The 17,526-nt window shown below is 71.0% G+C and carries 16 protein-coding genes and 1 pseudogene; 9 read left to right on the top strand and 8 right to left on the bottom strand.

All coding sequences use genetic code 11. The annotated features are described in order from the left end of the window. The 6 genes from D7V80_RS33780 to D7V80_RS33755 form a co-directional block, all read left to right on the top strand. On the top strand, window positions 1–524 hold a 524-nt coding region (locus D7V80_RS33780), incomplete at its 5' end, for a hypothetical protein (RefSeq protein ID WP_233585910.1). A 40-nt stretch (window positions 525–564) separates the two neighbouring features. Then, window positions 565–1,155, top strand: coding sequence for a hypothetical protein (locus D7V80_RS33775; RefSeq protein WP_120592021.1), 591 nt, complete (start codon window positions 565–567; stop codon window positions 1,153–1,155). Between the two features lie 113 nt (window positions 1,156–1,268). Further along, window positions 1,269–1,904, top strand: a complete 636-nt coding sequence (locus D7V80_RS33770; protein ID WP_120592020.1) for a hypothetical protein — start codon at window positions 1,269–1,271, stop codon at window positions 1,902–1,904. Between the two features lie 129 nt (window positions 1,905–2,033). Beyond that, the gene (locus D7V80_RS33765; RefSeq protein ID WP_120592019.1) at window positions 2,034–2,783 is read left to right on the top strand and encodes a putative metal-binding motif-containing protein; all 750 of its coding nucleotides are present in this window, start codon (window positions 2,034–2,036) and stop codon (window positions 2,781–2,783) included. 185 nt (window positions 2,784–2,968) lie between these two features. After that, window positions 2,969–3,937 (top strand): Ig-like domain-containing protein, encoded by a 969-nt coding sequence (locus D7V80_RS33760; RefSeq protein ID WP_120592018.1) that lies wholly within the window; start codon window positions 2,969–2,971, stop codon window positions 3,935–3,937. Between the two features lie 128 nt (window positions 3,938–4,065). Further along, window positions 4,066–4,602, top strand: a complete 537-nt coding sequence (locus D7V80_RS33755; protein ID WP_120592017.1) for a Uma2 family endonuclease — start codon at window positions 4,066–4,068, stop codon at window positions 4,600–4,602. A gap of 1 nt (window position 4,603) precedes the next feature. Here the strand turns inward: D7V80_RS33755 and D7V80_RS33750 are convergent, their stop codons facing one another. Both D7V80_RS33750 and D7V80_RS33745 read right to left on the bottom strand, forming a co-directional pair. Further along, window positions 4,604–5,416, bottom strand: coding sequence for a hypothetical protein (locus D7V80_RS33750; RefSeq protein WP_120592016.1), 813 nt, complete (start codon window positions 5,414–5,416; stop codon window positions 4,604–4,606). Further along, the gene (locus D7V80_RS33745; protein ID WP_199738922.1) at window positions 5,413–7,881 is read right to left on the bottom strand and encodes a TonB-dependent receptor domain-containing protein; all 2,469 of its coding nucleotides are present in this window, start codon (window positions 7,879–7,881) and stop codon (window positions 5,413–5,415) included. Before D7V80_RS33745 ends, D7V80_RS33750 begins: the two co-directional genes overlap by 4 nt. Before the next feature lie 117 nt (window positions 7,882–7,998). Here D7V80_RS33745 and D7V80_RS33740 point away from each other — a divergent pair, with 117 nt between their 5' ends. Continuing rightward, window positions 7,999–8,886 (top strand): hypothetical protein, encoded by an 888-nt coding sequence (locus D7V80_RS33740; RefSeq protein ID WP_120592014.1) that lies wholly within the window; start codon window positions 7,999–8,001, stop codon window positions 8,884–8,886. A 44-nt stretch (window positions 8,887–8,930) separates the two neighbouring features. Here the strand turns inward: D7V80_RS33740 and trxA are convergent, their stop codons facing one another. From trxA to nadE, 4 genes are all read right to left on the bottom strand, one after another. Then, a complete protein-coding gene (gene trxA, locus D7V80_RS33735; protein WP_120592013.1) occupies window positions 8,931–9,314 on the bottom strand; it encodes a thioredoxin in 384 nt (127 codons plus the stop codon). A 9-nt stretch (window positions 9,315–9,323) separates the two neighbouring features. Beyond that, window positions 9,324–9,647: an FKBP-type peptidyl-prolyl cis-trans isomerase gene (locus D7V80_RS33730; RefSeq protein WP_014400210.1), complete on the bottom strand. Its 324-nt coding sequence runs from the start codon at window positions 9,645–9,647 to the stop codon at window positions 9,324–9,326. A 177-nt stretch (window positions 9,648–9,824) separates the two neighbouring features. Further along, window positions 9,825–10,985, bottom strand: a complete 1,161-nt coding sequence (locus D7V80_RS33725; RefSeq protein ID WP_120592012.1) for a hypothetical protein — start codon at window positions 10,983–10,985, stop codon at window positions 9,825–9,827. A 201-nt stretch (window positions 10,986–11,186) separates the two neighbouring features. Next, window positions 11,187–13,079, bottom strand: a complete 1,893-nt coding sequence (nadE, locus tag D7V80_RS33720; RefSeq protein WP_120592011.1) for an NAD(+) synthase — start codon at window positions 13,077–13,079, stop codon at window positions 11,187–11,189. A gap of 248 nt (window positions 13,080–13,327) precedes the next feature. Between nadE and D7V80_RS44025 the strand changes: the two are divergent. Beyond that, window positions 13,328–14,073 (top strand): annotated as a pseudogene (locus D7V80_RS44025) (IS5 family transposase). A 13-nt stretch (window positions 14,074–14,086) separates the two neighbouring features. Here the strand turns inward: D7V80_RS44025 and D7V80_RS33705 are convergent. Next, complete coding sequence (locus D7V80_RS33705) at window positions 14,087–14,743, bottom strand: LON peptidase substrate-binding domain-containing protein (RefSeq protein WP_120592010.1); 657 nt, start codon at window positions 14,741–14,743, stop codon at window positions 14,087–14,089. A 117-nt stretch (window positions 14,744–14,860) separates the two neighbouring features. Here D7V80_RS33705 and D7V80_RS33700 point away from each other — a divergent pair, with 117 nt between their 5' ends. Further along, complete coding sequence (locus tag D7V80_RS33700; RefSeq protein ID WP_120592009.1) at window positions 14,861–15,451, top strand: YqaA family protein; 591 nt, start codon at window positions 14,861–14,863, stop codon at window positions 15,449–15,451. 7 nt (window positions 15,452–15,458) lie between these two features. Here D7V80_RS33700 and D7V80_RS33695 read toward each other — a convergent pair. Next, window positions 15,459–17,526 (bottom strand): ATP-binding protein (locus tag D7V80_RS33695; protein WP_120592008.1); only part of this gene is annotated, 2,068 nt, incomplete at its 5' end.

The raw sequence follows: 17,526 nt of genomic DNA, 5'->3' as shown, positions 1-17,526 counted from the left end.
CCCCTCCCGCGCAGGCGTCCGCGCCATCCGTGCAGGAACCGGAGACCCACCTGTCGCCAGAGGTGTTCCTCGACGAGGTACTGAAGACGAAGGGGCCCGTTCAGCCGGAGCTCCGGAACCGTGAGCGCCGGGTGCGGCCCGAAACGCGCGTGCGGCTGGTGCAGGCCCTGCGCGCGGACCACCCCACGCCGCAGGCCCGCCGTGACGCCGTGCTCGCGGAGCTGACCGCGTCCGGCGACAGCACGGAGCCGTGGACCCGGGATGCCCGCGCCGCGCGGGACACGTGGCACGCGCGCATCAGCCAGGACGTGCAACCCGTCCAGGCGGAGCCGCCCCACTGCTACGCCGCGGGCTGCGTGACGCGCGTCACCTTCCCGGACGAGGCGTCCTTCCGCGACGCCCGGGAACGCACGTCCCTCCTGTCCCCCAGCGCCCGGGGCGCCCACCTCCAGCTCCCGCCCGAGCGCCTTGCCTCGGGCGAGGTGCGCGTCCCGTGGCTCGTCCTGCGCCCGGACCGCTCCTAGCCCCCGCCTTCACCCGCAGCACCCACCCAAGGAGTCCCCCATGTTGAAGCATGCCCTGCTCGCCACTGGCGCCGTCGTCCTGCTCGCCGGCTGCGGTACCGAGGAAGCCCCCACCCCGGAGGCCCAGGCCCCCGTCACCCAGGAGTCGGAGCTGCTCGCCGTCTGTGAGGACACGGAGGAACTGGCGGAGGTGGCCGAGCACGCCTGCATCCACGCCGAATACGGCCCCTTCGAGTCCGTCACCGCCGCCCTCTATGGCGGCCCGTCCTTCGTGGACGTGAGCGTGGGGCACACCGCGTACAACGTCACCCTGCCGGCCATCAGCTACCGCCAGTGGACGCTGGGCTACGCGGGCTCCGTCATCTTCACCCCGGAAGAGTCCACCGAGTACGCCGTCCTCACCTCCGGCTACCGCGCCGTCCGCGTCTTCAACGCGGCCACGAACGAGGAGGTCGGCCTCGAGTGCCGCTACCACGTCCCGCAGGAGGTCTGCGGCAACCTGCGCACCGCCGTCACGGCCGACCTGGAGGGCGGCGTGGACTACCGCCTGGACTTCGCGGCCGTCGTTCCCCAGCCCGCCACGTTCCTCCTCCTCATCGAGGAGACGGGCCACGACCACCACGAGGAGTAGGCCCGCGTGAGTGAAGGCCCGTGGACACCTCCAAGGTCCACGGGCCTTCTCAACATCCGAAAACTTCTGTATCCGAGTTGCATCTACAACAAGACTCCAGATGAGGCAGCCCCATGCGCACCCCGTTTCCAGCCCTCCTCCTGGCCGGCGGCCTCGCGGTCCTGACCGCCTGCGGCGGAGACGACGCACCGCCCGGCACGCCCCACGAGCAGGGCGACCCATGCGACCCCAACGGCCACATCCACCGCGAGCCTGAGGGCGACTGGTGCCACTGCAACCGGGGCTACGTGGCCAGCGAAGAGGGCCTGTCGTGCGTGGCGGACCCGGGCTACGTGCCGCGCACGGACTTCGACTTCGGGGACAACGGCGAGCACGCCTGCTGGCACGTCACCAACGGCCCCTTCGCCACCGTCACCGCGTCGCCGGAGCGGCAACCGCGCGTGGATGACTTCCACACGCACTACACCGTCCAGCTGCGCCCGGAGAACGGCCAGTCCGTGGGCACGTTCAGCTTCAAGGCCTGGGCGAGCGGTGACTTCATCCTCTACCTGAGCACGCCCGACGTCGCCGTCACCGTGAAGGAAGGCGAGCGCGTCGTGGAGCCCTTGGGCACCCGGGCCACGGGCGGCTTCTGTGATGGCCTGAAGCATATGGTCGGCTACGAACTGACGGACAAGGTCCAGTACACCGTCACCTTCGGCCCCACCCCGCTCACGACTCTCGGGCTCGTCATCGAACACCTCCAGTGACGGGCTGAATCGCACCAGGCATTATTGCAACAAAGTTGCGTTTACGGCATGAGTGATTCACCGGACGCACCGGCGGCTTCCTGGCCGCCTGGCACCCCGCCGCGCCCGGCATCCCGAAAGGAAACACCCATGTTGAAGATGAAGCGCATCGCGCTGGGCGCGTTGTTGTCGCTCGGCCTGACGGCCTGCGGACCGATGGAGGAGGCACCGGAGTCCTCCTTCGAGGCGCAGGACTCGCAGGAGCTGGAGGCGGGTTGCACGTCGCTGGGCACGGGCATCACCACGCACGCGTGCTCCCACGCCGGCAACCCCACGGACCACGTGTCCGTCACGGCGAGCGCCACGCGCGTCACCAGCGCGCCCGCCATCAGCACGAAGCACAAGGCCTATGACCTGGCGCTGCCGTCCGGCGCCGAGGGCTCCGTGACGTACGTGCCGGCCACCACCGGCTCCTACGCGTTCTACCGGACGCAGAACGTGGCCTTCACCGTCGTCAACGGCGCCACCAGCGCCACGGTGCCCTCCGCGCTGACGCACGCCGTGTCGTCCTCGGGGTGCTCGCTCACGTACGTGTCCGTCTACGACCTGACGGCGGGCACGACGTACATCCTCGCGACGGGCCCGGCGTCCGGCAACGCGCTCACCGTGGTGCCGGAGTTCCTCAACGACACGCGCACGCGCTACTACCAGGACGCGGACGGTGACGGGTACGGCAACAACGCCACGTCCGTCCTCACCGCGTGCACGCCGCCCTCCGGCTACACGACGCAGCGCTTCGACTGCAACGACACGCCGGGCTCCGGCGCCAGCATCCACCCGGGCGCCGCTGAAATCTGTGGCAACGGCATCGACGACAACTGCGACGGGTCGCAGTGCTGACCGCCGTCCCCTGACGCGGGCCTGAACCGGTCCGCTCCCGCGCCGGAGCACCTCACCTCGGAACGGTGCTCCGGCGCGGGCCTTTCGCTGGAGGGCGCTCGATGACGCGCCCCCTTCACGGCCTTTCCCCAACGCGGCGCACCGCTTCCGCCGCGGGCCTGTCTCCCCGCACGAAGGACTCCCCAATGCGTCTCTCCTCCGCCACCTTCCTGTTCGCCACCTGCGCCGCCCTCGCGCTGACCGGCTGCGATGACGACGAGCCCATCGTCACGCCGGACGCGGGCACCTCGACGGACGCGGGCTCCGATGCCGGCACCGGCACTGACGCCGGCACGACCGCGTCCACCGCCACCGTCACCACCTCCCATCCTTCCGAGGGCGAGACGGACGTCTACCCGCTGGAGATGTACCTGGACGCATCCGGAACGACGCCGGTCATCGCCTTCCGCAAGGTGCTGACGCTCACCTTCAGCGAGCCCATGGATCCGTCCATTGCCCAGGTCACGCTGCACGACCGCACGGACACCGCCATCCCCGCCCGCGTCCTCACCGGCGCCTGGTCCGAGGACGCGCGCACGCTCACCGTCACCGTGCCGCGCACCGAGGAGAGCACCCGGCCGCTGGAGGTCTCCACGCACCACGCCCTTGCGCTGGACGCGTTGAAGGACGCGGCCGGACTCGCGCTGTCAGCAGCCACCGTGGGGCTGGGCGGTGACACCGCGCTGGACTTCACCACCAGCGAGCGGGACCCGGAGCTGGAGCACGCGTGCACGCACACGCTCGTCAACACGCCGGAGGCGGTCACCGCGGGCCGCACGCCCTTCGACTTCCCGCCCGACACGCACACCGGCCACGCGCGCTACGACGTCACCCTGCGCCCGGGTGAGGCGGGCTTCGGCGGCTACACGGGCTTCATCTCCGACCCGGAGAACGCCGAGCACGTCACGCTCTACCTGAACCAGGAGGTCCCCACGAAGGTCACCAACGACACGGCGGGGACGGACGTGGCGTCGGTGCTCGCCCCCGCGCGGTTCATCTGCGCCGGCATCACGCACACGCTGACGTTCACGTCGGAGCCGGGGGATCAGATCCACCTGTTCCAGTTCGGCCCCGTGGCCACGGAGCACATCCAGTTCGTGCTGGAGCGCGAATAGCAATCCCACACGGCTCGCGGGCAGGGCGTGCGTCCACCAGGACAAGGTGGGCCGCCCCGCCGGTCAAATGCCGCGTGAAGGGCTGCCCGCTACGGTGACGGTATCTCTCGGATCCGGAGGCCTCCCGCATGCGCCACGCCGCTACCCGAAGGACGCTCGCCCCCTACGAGGAAGTGCAGACGCTGCCCCACTATCTGGTGGGCGAAGCACTGGATGGCGTCCTCTACGTCTCGTCGCCGCCCATCGCGCGCAAGCAGGGCATGACGCCGCTCCTGGGACGCGCGCCGGAGGGCTGGTGGTGGACCTCCGAGCCCCGGCTGCTGTTGGGCGAGGACGTGCTCGTCCCGGACCTGGCGGGCTGGATGAGCGGACGGCCGCCGACCCTGCCCGATGGCTCGTTCATCGACCGCGTGCCGGATTGGATCTGCGAGGTGCTGACGCCCGCCACCGCGAAGCTGGACCTGACCATCAAGCTGCCACGCTACGCCCGCGCGGGCATCCGCAACGCCTGGATCATCAACCCCGTGCACCGCGTGGTGGAGGTGTTCCGCCAGGACCACGAGCGCTGGGCGCTGCTGAACACCTTCGTGAGCGAGGACCGCGTGCGCGCCGAACCCTTCGGCAAGGCGGAGCTGGTGCTGGCGCCGTTCTGGACGCAGGTGTGAATCACGCCGCGGGCTCCCACGCGCCCGTGAACGCGTCGAAGCGACGCACGTTGACGCTCAGCGCCCGGTACACCTGGGTGTCCGTCCCCACGTCCACCGGAGTCCCATCCGCGGGCACCGTCAGCCGGTCGAAGCGCGCGCCGGTGAACCAGCGGTGCGGCTGGGGCTCCAGGACGAAGAGGCCCTCGTCGTCCAGGTCCACCTCGATGGGCACGAAGTCCACGCGCTGGAGCTCCACGGGCGGCGGGAAGTCCATCGCGACGCGGAAGGGCACGCGCACCGAGGCCTGGGTCGCGACGCCCTCCAGGAACAGGGAGCGCCCCTGCATCACGTCCGCCTCCGCGCCCAGGGCGCTCGACGGCGGCTGGAGCAGCAGCGACAGCGACCGCGCCATGCCCGCGATGCCAGGAGAGCGCCCCAACACACGCGCCTGTCCCGCGTCCGCGAGCAGGTCGAAGACCACCTCCCGGTCCCACTCGCCCAGCACGCGCCCCCCGGAGAAGAAGTCCCCTTCGTGCGCGTGCGCGGTGGGCAGCAGCACGTCTCCCAGGCGGCGCAGCAGGGCCTGGGGCTGGAGCGGCGAGGCCTTCTCGAAGAGGTAGATGGGCCCCAGCACCAGGCGCGCGGAGGTGAGCGTCACGCGCCAGCCGGTGTCGGTGGTGAATTCCCCGGCGGTGGTCTCACCGGGCGCGAGCGCCGTGCGCAGGCCCATGCGGAAGGTGATGCTCCGGCCGCCGGTGCCGGACAGGCCGCAGCCCGCCGTGAGCGCTCCGCCCAGCATCCACGTGAAGGCACGACGCGAGTAGCGCTTCATGGCGGGTCCTCCTGGAGGTCCAGGTACACGGTGAGGGTGCCGCGCACGGTGCGGGGGGCACCGGCGGAGAAGTGACGCGTGGCCATCAGGGACGCGGGCGCGTCGGGGCCGCGGAAGTTGGACACGTAGTTGAACTCGGACTCGCGCCAGCGCGCGTCCAGCAGGTTCTCCACGGACAGGCCCAGCTCCACGGCGCGCCAGCGCGCGCGGGCCGCCACGTCGAAGAGGAAGATGGGCTCGCTGTAGCGGTCCAACGGCAGGGGCTTGGGCCCGATGGCGCTGTGCCCCAGCGCCACGCTCCACCCCACCGGCTGCCGGGCCACGGTGGCCGAGCCCCGCCACGACGCGTCCACGCGCCCCAGCACCTGCGGGATGTACGGCAGCACGGCTCCGTCCCACAGCTTCCACGGCGAAGCTCCGGGCAACGGCTGCGTCGCGCGGGCCCACGCGAGGCTCGCCTGCACGTCCAGGTGCTGCTCCCACTGGAAGCGCGCGCTGCCGAACGCGCCCAGCCGCTGCGATGGGCCGATGGGCTGGTTGCGCCCCGTCGTCTCGCTGAACACCAGGTCCTGCGACACGCGCGTGGCGAACACGGCGCTCCGCAGCTCCAGCGTGGAAGGACCGTCCCCCCACCGCCAGCCCAGGCCTGTCTCCCCGGACGTCACCCGCGCGTAGGGCGCGAACTCCGCATCGGACAGGCCGGCCGCGTCGCTGGAGCGCGCCCCCAGGCCCGCGCTGGTCAGCCACGTGAGGCGCGGCGTCAGGCGCACCTCCGCGCTGGCGCGGGGGCTGGCGAAGAAGCCATAGGCCTCCACGGACTCCTCCGGGATGCGCGCCCCCTGTCTGTCTTCGGCAGGCCGGTTCAGGTCCTCCACGCCGAACAGGAACGTGTCCACGCGCACGCCGCCCCGCAGCGTGAGCCACTCCAGCGGCGCGCCGCGCAGGGACAGGTACGCGCCCAGGTTCGTCACGCGCACCTGGTTGTCGAACACGGTGGCGTAGGGCGCGCCGCCCTTGTCGCGCAGGCGCCTCGCGCGGGTGTGCACGTTGTCGTAGCGGGCCACGTAGCCCAGCTCCACCGGCTGCGGCTGGCCCCACCAGGTGAGGCCCGGCGTGTAGCGGCCGCGCAGGCCCACGGTGGTGCCCTGATAGGACTGCTCCGTGTTGTCGCCGCGCTGGGCCTCGCCGATGGGGGGCGTGTCCTGAAGGAAGCCGGTGAAGTTCTCGCGGCTGCGCATCTGCCGGGCGATGGCGAAGGCCTGCTGCACGAAGCGGCCTCCGCGATCCAGCCGGGACGTCAGCTCCACGGAGGCGATGTGGCGCTGGCTCGCGCCGCCCTGGTTCGGGTCGTAGAGACAGAAGAACTGCGAGTCCACGTCCGGCTCACACGGCAGCCGCGCGTCCACGACGTCCGTCTCCCGCACCACGCCCGCGGAGGAATAGCGCGCGCCGTAGCTCGCGCCGAACAGGCGCAGCTTCGTCTCCGGACCCAGGCGCAGCTCCGTCTGGGCCATCAGGCCCACGTTCGCATACGCGCGGTTGGGGCCGAAGCCGTGCCCCTGGCGCAGCAGCACGCCGACGAAGGTGGCGGCGGTGGACTCGGGCGGGCCCCACACCAGGGACAGCCGGCGCGACGCGAAGCTTCCGTAGCTGGCGGACGCGGTGATGCCCCGCCGCTCCAGCCCCAGCTGGTACTCCACGGTGCCCGCCACGCCGAAGTCGCCTTGGGATGGATCATACGGCCCCTCCGTCACGCGCAGGGACCGCACCAGCTCCGGGATGATGAAGTACGTGTCCGCGTAGCCGTGACCGTGGGCGTTGGAGACCTCGTTGAGGGGCACGCCGTCCAGGCGCATCTCCACGTCCTTGCCCTCGCCCGCGTCGAAGCCGCGCAGGTAGACGGTCTCCGCGTGCCCTTCCCCGCCGTGGTTGGCGAGCATCACGCCCGGAGCGAGCAGCATCAGGTCCGTGGCCGAGTTGCGAGGCACGTCCGCCAGCTGCCCCACCGTGATGTGGAAGTCCCCCACCGCGACCGGAGGCGGCGCGGCGGACTGCCCTCGCACCGTGGTGGAGAACGCGGGCGGCTCCGGCTTCGCCGGCTTCGGAGGAGGTGCGGGCTCCTCCACCTCTGCCACAGGGGCCTCCGCCACCGGCTCGAACGTCACCGGCACGTCCACGCGCACCTCCAGCGGCTCCTCACCCTGGTGCGCGGGCTGGAAGCGCCAGCGCAGGGCCGCCGCCATCGCGGCCCGGTCGAACGCGGTGCCCCCGGACTCCTGGACCTCCACCTGGGACACCTCTCCCCCGCTGTCGATGGTCAGCCGCAGCAGCACCCGCACGGCCTCCGTCAACGGCGGGACGTCCGCCGGCATCACGGGCGGCGGCGCCTCCACGGGAACGGGCGGCGTCACGGGCGCTTCGGGCGACGCGCTCAACAGCCAGAGCACCAGCGTCGGGATGAACACGGTCAACGACCTCGGCCTTCGGGGCCCACCCGGCACGGGCAGCCTCTCCAACGGCCGTCCGTGGATATCGCAACCTAGACTTGACTTGCAACATAGTTACAAATACCAACCGGATGCATGAACCGACGAAGCAAGTGGACCCGGGGCCTGCTGCCAGGTGCGTTGGCCCTCATGGCCTCCGGCTGCGGTGACGCCGTGGCGCGGGGCGACGTGCGCGTGTCGCTGAGCGGCGGAGACGGCACGCAGCGCGGCTACGCGGACCACCTCTTCCAGGACGGCTGGTCCGTGCAGTTCACGAAGTACCTGGTGTCCCTGGGCGACTTCACCCTCACCTCCGCGGCCGGCGACGTGCACGCCACGACGGAGCACCTGCTGGTGGACGTGCAGAAGGGGGACGTGCCCCTCACCGGCCTCACGGGCCTGGAGGCCGGGCGCTACGGCGTGGCCTTCCGCGTGAGCCCTCCGGAGGCCCGCACCGTGGCGGGCACGTCCGTGTCCGCGGACGACCTGGCGATGATGCGCGAGCGCGGCTTCAGCTACTTCGTGGAGGGGCGCGCGCAGAACCGCGACCCCACCCTGGGCGTCTACACCTTCCGCATGGGCTTCCCCGTGGACGCGCGGATGGTGGACTGCATCAACGGCGTGGACGGCACCCAGGGCCTCGTCGTGCCGGAGAGCTCCGTGGCGGAGGCGGAGATCACCATCCACGCCGAGCACATGTTCTACGACCGGCTGGGCACCCACCGCGGCGTGCAGCTGCGCTTCGAGGCCATCGCCGCCACCGCGGACTCAAACCACGCCATCACCCCGGAGGGGCTGGCGTCCCAGGACCTGCTCGACCTGCGCGGGCTGGGGGGCGGCGAGCTGCGCGACGCCCAGGGCCCGCCCGTCGTCTACCAGCCCGGCGCCTACGCCCTGCGCACGCTCCAGGAGTTCGTCACCCAGAGCATCGTGGATCAGGCGCACCTCAACGGCGGCGGCGTCTGCACCGTCGCCGCGCCGTAGGGCCTCCCCGTCACCCAGGGAAGGCCCCGACGGGACATCAAGCCTCAGGCCTTGGGCGCTTCCTTCGCGGCGCGCTGCGCTTCGACCTCGCGCCGCACGTCATCCATGTTCAGCGCGCGGACCTGCCGGAGCAGGTCCTCCAGCGCCGCCGCCGGCATCGCGCCCGGCTGCTCGAACAGCAGGATGCCGTCCCGGAACACCATCAGCGTGGGGATGGAGCGGATCTCGAAAGCACCGGACAACTCAGGCTGCGCGTCGGTGTCGATTTTCCCGAACACGACGTCCGCGTGCTTGTTGGAGGTGCTCTCGAAGATGGGCGCGAACGCGCGGCAGGGGCCACACCAGGTCGCCCACCAGTCCAGGATGACGATGCCGCTCTTGCCCACCGTCTCCTTGAAGTTGTCCTTCGTGATTTCGAGCGTCGCCATGAAGTCCTCCTACCGAACGTCCAACAGCTCCACCTCGAACAAGAGGGTGGCGTTGGGGGGAATCACCCCGGCCGCGCCGCGCGAGCCGTAGCCCAGCTCCGGCGGGATGGTGAGCTTGCGGATGCCGCCGACCTTCATGCCCGCGACGCCCTGGTCCCAGCCCTGGATGACCTGGCCCGCGCCCAGGCCGAAGGTGAAGCCCTGACCCCGGTCCCGGCTGCTGTCGAACTTCTTGCCGTCCGTGAGCGTGCCCACGTAGTGCACCGTCACCCGCTTGCCAGCGACCGCTTCCGCCCCGGTCCCGACCTTCACGTCTTCCACTCCCAAGCTCATGCCAGGCTCCTCAAGGCGGAAATCCGCCGTGGAAAGATGCGCACTTTAATGCCGGGCGCAGCCTCCTGCCTCCCTGAATGCCCCGCCCCGGACCGGAATAAAAAAAGTGACGGCGGGGCTCCGGATGATTCCGGACACCCCGCCGTCAGCTCCTGCCATGGAGGCCGTGCCTTCAGGTCAGAACGTGCCACCCACGTTCAGCGTGGTCGTGTAGCTACCACCGCCCGACGGGTCGCCGCCGCCCGGATCGATGTCCGGAGCGAACTGCTTGTCGAACAGGAAGTTGTAGTAGCCACGCAGGTCCGCGGTGAAGTGGCCGAAGTGGCCGCGCACGCCCACGCCCGCCGGGACGTTGCCCACGGTGTCGTCGCTGTAGCCGAGCGCCTCACCGCCGCGGAAGTGGTAGTTGCTGATGCCGATGCCGCCCAGGAGGTACGGCTGCACCGCCGTCGGCGTGATGGCGAGCGTCAGGGCCGCCTGGCCACCGTTGCGCACCAGGTCCGGACCGCTGTCCGCGCCCAAGGAGCCGGCGTCCTTGATGTTGTTCAACGCGCCGGAGTAGCCGACTTCGACACCCAGCACGGACGTCGGCCTGAGCGACGCCGTCACGGCCGCGGAGGGGCCGGGGGCAAGCTGCGGAGCCAGGGCGCCGGTGTAGCCTTCCACACCGCCACCGATGAGGAGCGTCAGGCCCCTCTTGTCGTTCTTGCTCTTCTTCTCCACCTCCAGCGGCTGGATGTTCTCATTGGCTGACGCCGTGGGCGTGTAGGCCGGAGGCGGCGTGGTCACGCCGCTGCCGCCCGTGGCCTCCCCGCCGTACACCGAGCTGTCCTGCTGGCTCATGCCGCCGCTGCTCGCGCCGGACGGAGGCGGAGGCGGAGCGGGAGGCTCCGCCGCGGGAGGCTGCGCCGGGGGAGCCGATTCGAGCGGTTCGCTCTGCGGCGTCGTGGTGCCACTGCCGCCCACGCCAGACTGGTCTACCGGCTCGCAGCGCATCGGCGTGTTCAGGTAGACCACGCCGCTACCACCGGTGCCACTGGAGCCGCTCAGGCCCTGGTCGCTGGTGCCCTGCTGCTTGCTGCTCTTCGAGGACTCATCCAGCGACGACCCGGACGAGCCGCTGCCGCCCGTGCCCTGAAGCGATTCATCCACCGGCGCCTCTTCAATGACGAGGTCCTCCTCCTGGACCGTGTCCCCGGAGGACTGCGCCGACATGTCCTTGTTCTGCTGGTCCTTGGGGACCGCGGCCTGCCCTGGAGGGCAATCCTTCTCCGCCGCACCCGCGCCCGTCCCATACATGAGCGCCGCGATGGCGCCCGCCAGAATCTTCGCTTTCATCCAACCCTCCATCGTCGACTGACTGACATGAAGGTTGTCTTGAGAGGGACATCCGGCAAGCCTTGCTCAGGCCGTCAAAGACAGCTGACCTGCCCGCCTGCCCTCCAGGGGGGAAGGCGTGGTTTCAGAGCCACTTCACGGGGACGGAGGGCTCGAACGCCACCCCGTCCACCGTCAAAGACAGACGTCCATGGACCTCCGTCACGCCTTGCGCAGCCAGGCCGAACCGGTGACGACAGGCAATTGCAATGCGCGCTCGCGGTCCAGGTCCAGGTTGCCGATGTGCAGCGACAGCGGCGCCTGGACCCACTTGTAGATGGACTGGTGGAACAGGCGCACGAAGCGGTCCACGTACCCGCCCAGCCGCTCCGCATCCACCTCCGGGAACATCGCGGTGAGCGCGGTGCGCATCTCCGACGGGGTGAGCTTCTCGCCCGCGTGCAGGTAGAAGCACGCGTCCAGGATGGAGAAGGGCATGAGCTCCTCTTCGCCCACCTGATCATGCGCCAGCTCCGGCCCCGCGGGCTTGGCCAGCACCTTGCGGATGCCCTCGTAGCCGGTGGTCTCCTGCAGGTAGTCCAGGAGGTACATCACCACCGTCTTGGGCACGTTGGCGATGACCGCGAGCGCGCCCATCAGGTCGCCGCCGATGGTGGTGTAGCCCACGGACTTCTCGCTCATGTTGCCCGTCTGCAGGAACAGGCCGCCGCAGGAGTTGCTCCAGTTCCACATGCGCTGGGCGCGGATGCGGGCCTGGATGTTCTGCTCGGTGATGGGGGTGAGCTTCGTTTCGCCCAGCATCGTCTGGGCGGCGGCCTTCTCCCGCTCGAAGGCCTCTTCGATGGAGACCACCTGGAAGGGCACGCCCAGCTCCCGCGCGATGGTCTCCGCCGCGTCGCGCGTCTGCTGACTGGAGTACGGGCTGGGCATGTAGAACGCCTGGATGAGCGAGCCCGGGTTGTCCGGCCGCGCGCGCTTCGCGTACCGGTGCGCGATGAGCAGCGTGAGCAGCGAGTCCCGTCCGCCCGACAGCGCGATGCCGAACAGCTTGAAGGCGCGCGTCTTCTCGAAGTAGTCGCCCACGCCCAGCGACAGCGCGTCCAGGATGTCCTCGCACAGCGCCACGCGCGCGGTGCGGCGGGTGTCCGGCGCGGGCAGGAAGAAGCTGCGGTGCGCGGGCACGGGGTACGCCAGCTTCTGGCGCTCGGTCTTCACCGCCTGCGTGCAGTCCAGCGTGGGCACCTGCCTGCCACCGGCCGTGACCCAGTCCTCGCGGTCCACGCGCCAGGTGGTGTTCTCCGTGCGCAGGCGCAGCGTGCGGTCCAGGTCCACCACGGCGGAGGTGAAGCCCTGCTGGAAGCGCGGCGTCTCCAGCACGGGGCGGCCGTTCTGGTTGATGAAGCCGCCGCCGTCGAAGATGAGGCCGTCGTTGCTGCCCACCGCGTTCGCGTAGGCGATGGTCACCTGGTGGTCGGACGCGCGCGTGGCGATGAGCTCGCGGCGCGTCTCCCAGAAGCCCAGCCGGAAGGGGGACGCGGACAGGTTCACCACCAGCTCGCCGCCGGAGTACGCGCGCCGGCGCATGGGGCCATCCGCGCTCCAGATGTCCTCGCAGACCTCCGGCGCCAGGGTGCCGAAGTCGAACTGGAAGAGGTAGTCGCCCAGCGGCACGCCCCGGTGGCTCTCCGCCATGCCCGGCTGGCCGTGACCAAACGTCCGGCCTTCATAGAAGACGTTGTACGTGGGCAGCTTCTCCTTCGGCACCAGGCCCAGCACCTTGCCGCCCGCCACCACCGCCGCGCAGTTGAGGCGCACGCCCTGGTGCGCCACGCCCACGCCCAGGATGCTCACCAGCGGCAGCGCCGCGGTCTCCTTCGCGAAGCGCTCGAGCTCCGGCCACTGGTGGTCGATGAAGCCCTGCCACTGGACCAGGTCCTCCGCGGGGTAGCCGGCAATCACCTGCTCGGGGAAGACGCCCAACGTGACGTCCTCCGCCGCCATCTTCCTCGCCAGGTCCAGCACCCGGTCGGTGTTGGCCTGGAAGGCGCCCACGGTGGTGTTGACGCTGGCGATGCCAATCTTCACGAGCCGCATGGTGCGTCGCTCTCCCTCAAGAAGGCGTGAGGCCCCGAGCAATGCGCGCATGGGGGGGCCAGGGCAAGCGGATGATGCGGCCCCAGGCTCCGGTGCGTTCAGTTCCCCGGCATGGAGGGCGGGAAGCTAGGGGCTGTCCCTGATCTCCGGCCCGAAAATCAACCTGGTGGATCAAACACCGGCGTTGGACCCGGCCTTGAGGGGCATAGGAGGTTGCCAGCCAGCGTCAGGCATGCTCAACGCTGACTGTGCGCCGACATGAACTGAGCGATGCTGAGTGGAGCCGCATCAAGCCCTTGCTGGGCTCGCGGAGCGGCCCACCCTCGAAGCGAGGGGACCGCGACTTCATCAACGCCGTCATCTGGCGCGTGAAGACTGGGGTGCAATGGCGGGACCTTCCGGAGCGATTCGGCCACTGGAAGACCGTCTACAACCGCTTCCACCGCTGGGCGCAAGCCGGGCGCTGGGAAGCCATCTTCAAGGCCCTGCGACTTCCGGTGGATGAGCTCGGCTCGCTGGCAGACGCTTCCGTCGTCCGGGCGCATCAGGACGCCGCGGGCGGAAAAGGGGGGTCCGAAGAAATGCTCTGGGGCGTTCTCGAGGAGGTTTTTCAACGAAGGTTCACGCCGTCACAACGACGGGCGGTAAGCCGCTCCACCTCGCGCTGACGCCCGGCCAGCAGCATGAGTCCACGATGGCCGAGGAACTGCTGGTGCACGCTGAGGGCGACGCCTTCATCGCGGACACCGGTTATGACGCCGAGCGCATTCGCGCCAACGCCCAGAAGGTGGGGATGAAGCCCGTCATCCATCCCCATCCCAGCCGCAAGCAGCCTCCATCTCTGGACCGCACCCTCTATCGGCTTCGCTACCGGGTGGAGTGCTTCTTCCACGACCTCAAATGCTTTCGCGCCGCTGCCACCCGTTACGACAAGACAGCGACCTGCTACCTCGCCGTCCTGCACGTCGCCTCCATGCTTCTCTGGCTGCGTTAATCAGGGACAGCCCCTAGTTCAGCGGTCCGCTGGGGCGCACCGGCTGCAGCTGGCTCAAGAGGTCGCTCACGTCCACCAGCACCTGCTCCAGGCGGCGCCGCACGTCCAGCTCGCCCAGGAGCTCCTGCCGCCGTCCGGGCTCCGGCACCAGCGCGGACGCCACCACGTCCGCCAGCATGCCCCCACCGGCGCGGGCGGCCACCGGCAGCAGGCTCTCCGCGAACGAGGGCGGCACCCGGCCCGCCAGCTCGAAGACGGCCTGGCGCAGCTGCTCCTCCTCCGGTCCGGTGTAGGGAGGATCCGCCAGCACCTGGGCGCGCACCTGGCGGTAGAGCGTGTCCGGCGACAGCTCCTTCACCATCCGGACGCGGCTGACGCCCTGCAGGAGGATGTTGTAGCGCCCGTCCTCCACCTGCTCGTCCCAGACGATGACGCCCGCGCACATCAGGGATTGCAGGGGCGGACGGCCCTCGTAGTTGCCCTCCCAGCCCGGCTCCAGCTGGCCCAGGGCCAGCACCCGGTCCGTGGCGAGGGCGTCCTTCACCAGCGCCCGGTAGCGCGGCTCGAAGATGTGCAGGGGAATCACGGTGTGCGGGAACAGGACCGCCGACGGCAGGGGAAACACCTTCAGCGCACCGGCGGCGCGTTCCACGGTCTCTTGTGCGGTCATGGTCACCCTTCCCCGTGTGTAAGCCCCCGGGGCATGGGGCGCATTCCAATCAGGCAGGCATCCGGGCCCGGGGGCCCGGTGGCAAGGGCCCCGGGTTCCGCTAGGGTGCGCCCCCGAATGTCCTCTACCGAGCCTTCCCCCCAGACCTCCCCGGCCGCCACGGCCGCTGACGCCCCGAAGCTGTCCTGGTACCGCCGGATGTACCTGCGCGTGGAGGCCGCCGCCTCCACCCCGCACGCGCTCGCCACGATGATGGCGGTGTCGGTGGTGGATGGTTCCGTCTTCCCCATCCCGCCCTTCGCGGTGCTGGTCCCCATGGTGCTCGCCCAGCCGAAGAAGTGGGTGCGCTACTGCCTGCTGGGCACGCTGGCGAGCCTGGTGGGCGGCCTCATCGGCTACGGGCTGGGGGCGTTCGTGGGCGAGGGCATCACCCAGCTCCTGCACATCGACCTGGACGTGCGCGTGGACCGCTTCGGCGTGTCCGGCACGGTGGGCGAGCTGCTGGGGCGCAACTTCTGGGTGCTGGCGCTGCTGTGCTCCATCCTGCCCACGCCGTTCAAGATCGTCGCCATTGGCAGCGGCCTGGTGTCGGTGCCGCTGGAGCAGTTCCTGGTGGCGTCCGTCATCGGCCGCTCGGTGCGCTTCTTCCTGGTGGGCAGCGTGGTGCGCTTCTTCGGCCCCACCGCCCGCAAGTGGCTGCGCGTCTGACGCACGCCTAACCGCGGCGCGTGCCGCCCACCGCGCCGCGCGCCGCCACCTTCGGGGAGCTGCCCTCCAGCATCTCCTCCACCGTGGACAGCAGCACGTCCGGGCGCACCGGCTTCTCCAGCACCCGCTGGGCCACCGTCTCCAAGAACGCTCTCGCCTCCGGCGATGACGCTCCGCCGGAGATGAACACCACCCGCGACGCCAGCTCGGGCGCCTCCTGCTGGAGCCGCCGGTACACCGCGATGCCGTCCATGCCCGGCATCTGGAGGTCGCACAGCACCACGTCGAAGGACTCGCCCGCGGACACCCTCGCCAGCGCGTCCTCGCCGCGCGTGACGGTGACGACCTCGTGGCCAGGCTCCAGCAGCAGGCGCATGGACTGCGCCAGCCGTGGCTCGTCGTCCACGATGAGCACCCGCCCGCGCCGCCCGGAGGCCGCCGTCTCCTGCGCCTCCGAGACGGGCTCCACCGCGTGCAGCGGCACCAGGCTCCCCGCGCTCTGCACGGGCGCGGGCGGCAGGAGCAGCGTGAAGGTGGCGCCCTGGCCCGGCACGCTGCGCACGCGCAGGTCGCCTCCGTGCGTGCGGACGATCTGCTGACAGATGGCGAGCCCCAGGCCGGTGCCCTCGTCGCTCCCCTTGGTGGTGAAGAACGGGTCGAAGATGCGCGGCAGCACGTCCGGCGGGATGCCGCCGCCCGTGTCCTCCACCTCCACGCGCGCGTGGCCGGACGGGTCCGTGCCGGTGCGCACGCGCACCTCGTGGCGGCCGGGGTCCCCTTCCGGGATGGCCTGCAGCGCGTTCACCAGCAGGTTGAGCAGCACCTGGCCCAGCCGCGCCTCGCTGCCCAGCACGCGCGGCACCGGCCCGAAGTCCTCCACCAGCCGCGCGCGCGCGCGCAGGGCGTGCAGCACCACGCGCACCGCGGGCGGCACCAGCGCGTTCAGGTCCACCAGTGCGCGCTCCGGGGCGTCCTCGCGGCTGAACACCTGCAGGTCCCGGACGATGAGGCGGATGCGCTCCGCGCCCTCCTGGGCCCCGCGCACGCTGGAGAGCGCGTCGCGCACGCCCGCCGGAGCCTGTGCCCCTTCCGCCGCGAGGCTCCTGCGCGCGGCCTCCAGGTTCAGCGCCAGGTAGGCCAGCGGGTTGTTGATTTCATGGCCCACGCCCGCGGCCAGCGTGCCCACGGCCGCCACGCGCTCGGCGGCCACCAGCCGCGCCTGCAGCTCCTTCGTCGCGGTGACGTCGCGGTGGGTCGCCACGAAGTGCGTCACGGCCTGGCCGTTGGCGCGCACCGGGGACAGCTGCATCTCGCTCCACACCCGCGTGCCGTCCGGCCGCGTCAGCGCCACCTCCGCGCGCAGCGAGCGCTCCTCGCGCAGCGCCTCCAGCAGCCGCTGCCGGTCCCCGCCGTCGGCGGACGCCAAGAGCTCCCCGGGCGCCGCGCCGACGAGCTCCTCGCGCCGCCGGCCCACCAGCGCGCACAGGGCCTCGTTGACGAAGACGGTGTGGAGGCCGCCCGACTCGCGCACCTCGCAGATGAGCACGCCTTCGTGCACCGCGCGCACGGTGGTGGCCAAGAGCTCCAGCAGCTCCACCGCCTGGCGGCGCTCCGCGCGCGCCGCCGCGAGCAGGAGGCCCGTCAGCGCGGTGATGCCGATGAAGAGCTGCAGCACCACCAGCCCCCGGTGCGGCAGGTCCACCGTGAAGAACGGGCCCAGCTCCCGCGCCGTGCCGGCGATGGCCGCCAGCGCGATGGAGAGCGAGGCCAGCGCCGCCCCCCGCAGCCCGAAGCTCAGGGCCCCCCAGGCCATCAGCGGGAAGAGCAGGAACGTCATCGCGTGCGCCGCCGCGGAGCCCGGCCGCGGGAAGGCGAAGACGCCCACGCACACCCCCACCGTCAGCGCCGTGAGCAGCAGCGCCTCCCACGAGCGCGCCATGCGCCGGGGCCTGCGCAGGAACAGCACCGGCGTCACCAGCAGCATGCCCAGCAGGTCCGCCATCCACCACAGCCAGCCGGCAGGGCCCCACTGCGCGGCGGGCACCACCCCGCCCAGCACGAGCCCCAGCGTGCCC

The organism is Corallococcus sp. CA054B (genome assembly GCF_003611625.1).
Classification (GTDB): domain Bacteria; phylum Myxococcota; class Myxococcia; order Myxococcales; family Myxococcaceae; genus Corallococcus; species Corallococcus coralloides.
The sequence above is the reverse complement of the archived record's forward strand: the minus strand, read 5'-3'. Positions and strand labels throughout refer to the sequence as shown.

Coding starts and splice junctions, on each gene's coding strand:
- D7V80_RS33775 (WP_120592021.1), top strand. CDS start 565: ATGTTGAAGCATGCCCTGCTCGCCACTGGCGCCGTCGTCCTGCTCGCC.
- D7V80_RS33770 (WP_120592020.1), top strand. CDS start 1,269: ATGCGCACCCCGTTTCCAGCCCTCCTCCTGGCCGGCGGCCTCGCGGTC.
- D7V80_RS33765 (WP_120592019.1), top strand. CDS start 2,034: ATGTTGAAGATGAAGCGCATCGCGCTGGGCGCGTTGTTGTCGCTCGGC.
- D7V80_RS33760 (WP_120592018.1), top strand. CDS start 2,969: ATGCGTCTCTCCTCCGCCACCTTCCTGTTCGCCACCTGCGCCGCCCTC.
- D7V80_RS33755 (WP_120592017.1), top strand. CDS start 4,066: ATGCGCCACGCCGCTACCCGAAGGACGCTCGCCCCCTACGAGGAAGTG.
- D7V80_RS33750 (WP_120592016.1), bottom strand. CDS start 5,416: ATGAAGCGCTACTCGCGTCGTGCCTTCACGTGGATGCTGGGCGGAGCG.
- D7V80_RS33740 (WP_120592014.1), top strand. CDS start 7,999: ATGAACCGACGAAGCAAGTGGACCCGGGGCCTGCTGCCAGGTGCGTTG.
- trxA (WP_120592013.1), bottom strand. CDS start 9,314: ATGGCGACGCTCGAAATCACGAAGGACAACTTCAAGGAGACGGTGGGC.
- D7V80_RS33730 (WP_014400210.1), bottom strand. CDS start 9,647: ATGAGCTTGGGAGTGGAAGACGTGAAGGTCGGGACCGGGGCGGAAGCG.
- D7V80_RS33725 (WP_120592012.1), bottom strand. CDS start 10,985: ATGAAAGCGAAGATTCTGGCGGGCGCCATCGCGGCGCTCATGTATGGG.
- nadE (WP_120592011.1), bottom strand. CDS start 13,079: ATGCGGCTCGTGAAGATTGGCATCGCCAGCGTCAACACCACCGTGGGC.
- D7V80_RS33705 (WP_120592010.1), bottom strand. CDS start 14,743: ATGACCGCACAAGAGACCGTGGAACGCGCCGCCGGTGCGCTGAAGGTG.
- D7V80_RS33700 (WP_120592009.1), top strand. CDS start 14,861: ATGTCCTCTACCGAGCCTTCCCCCCAGACCTCCCCGGCCGCCACGGCC.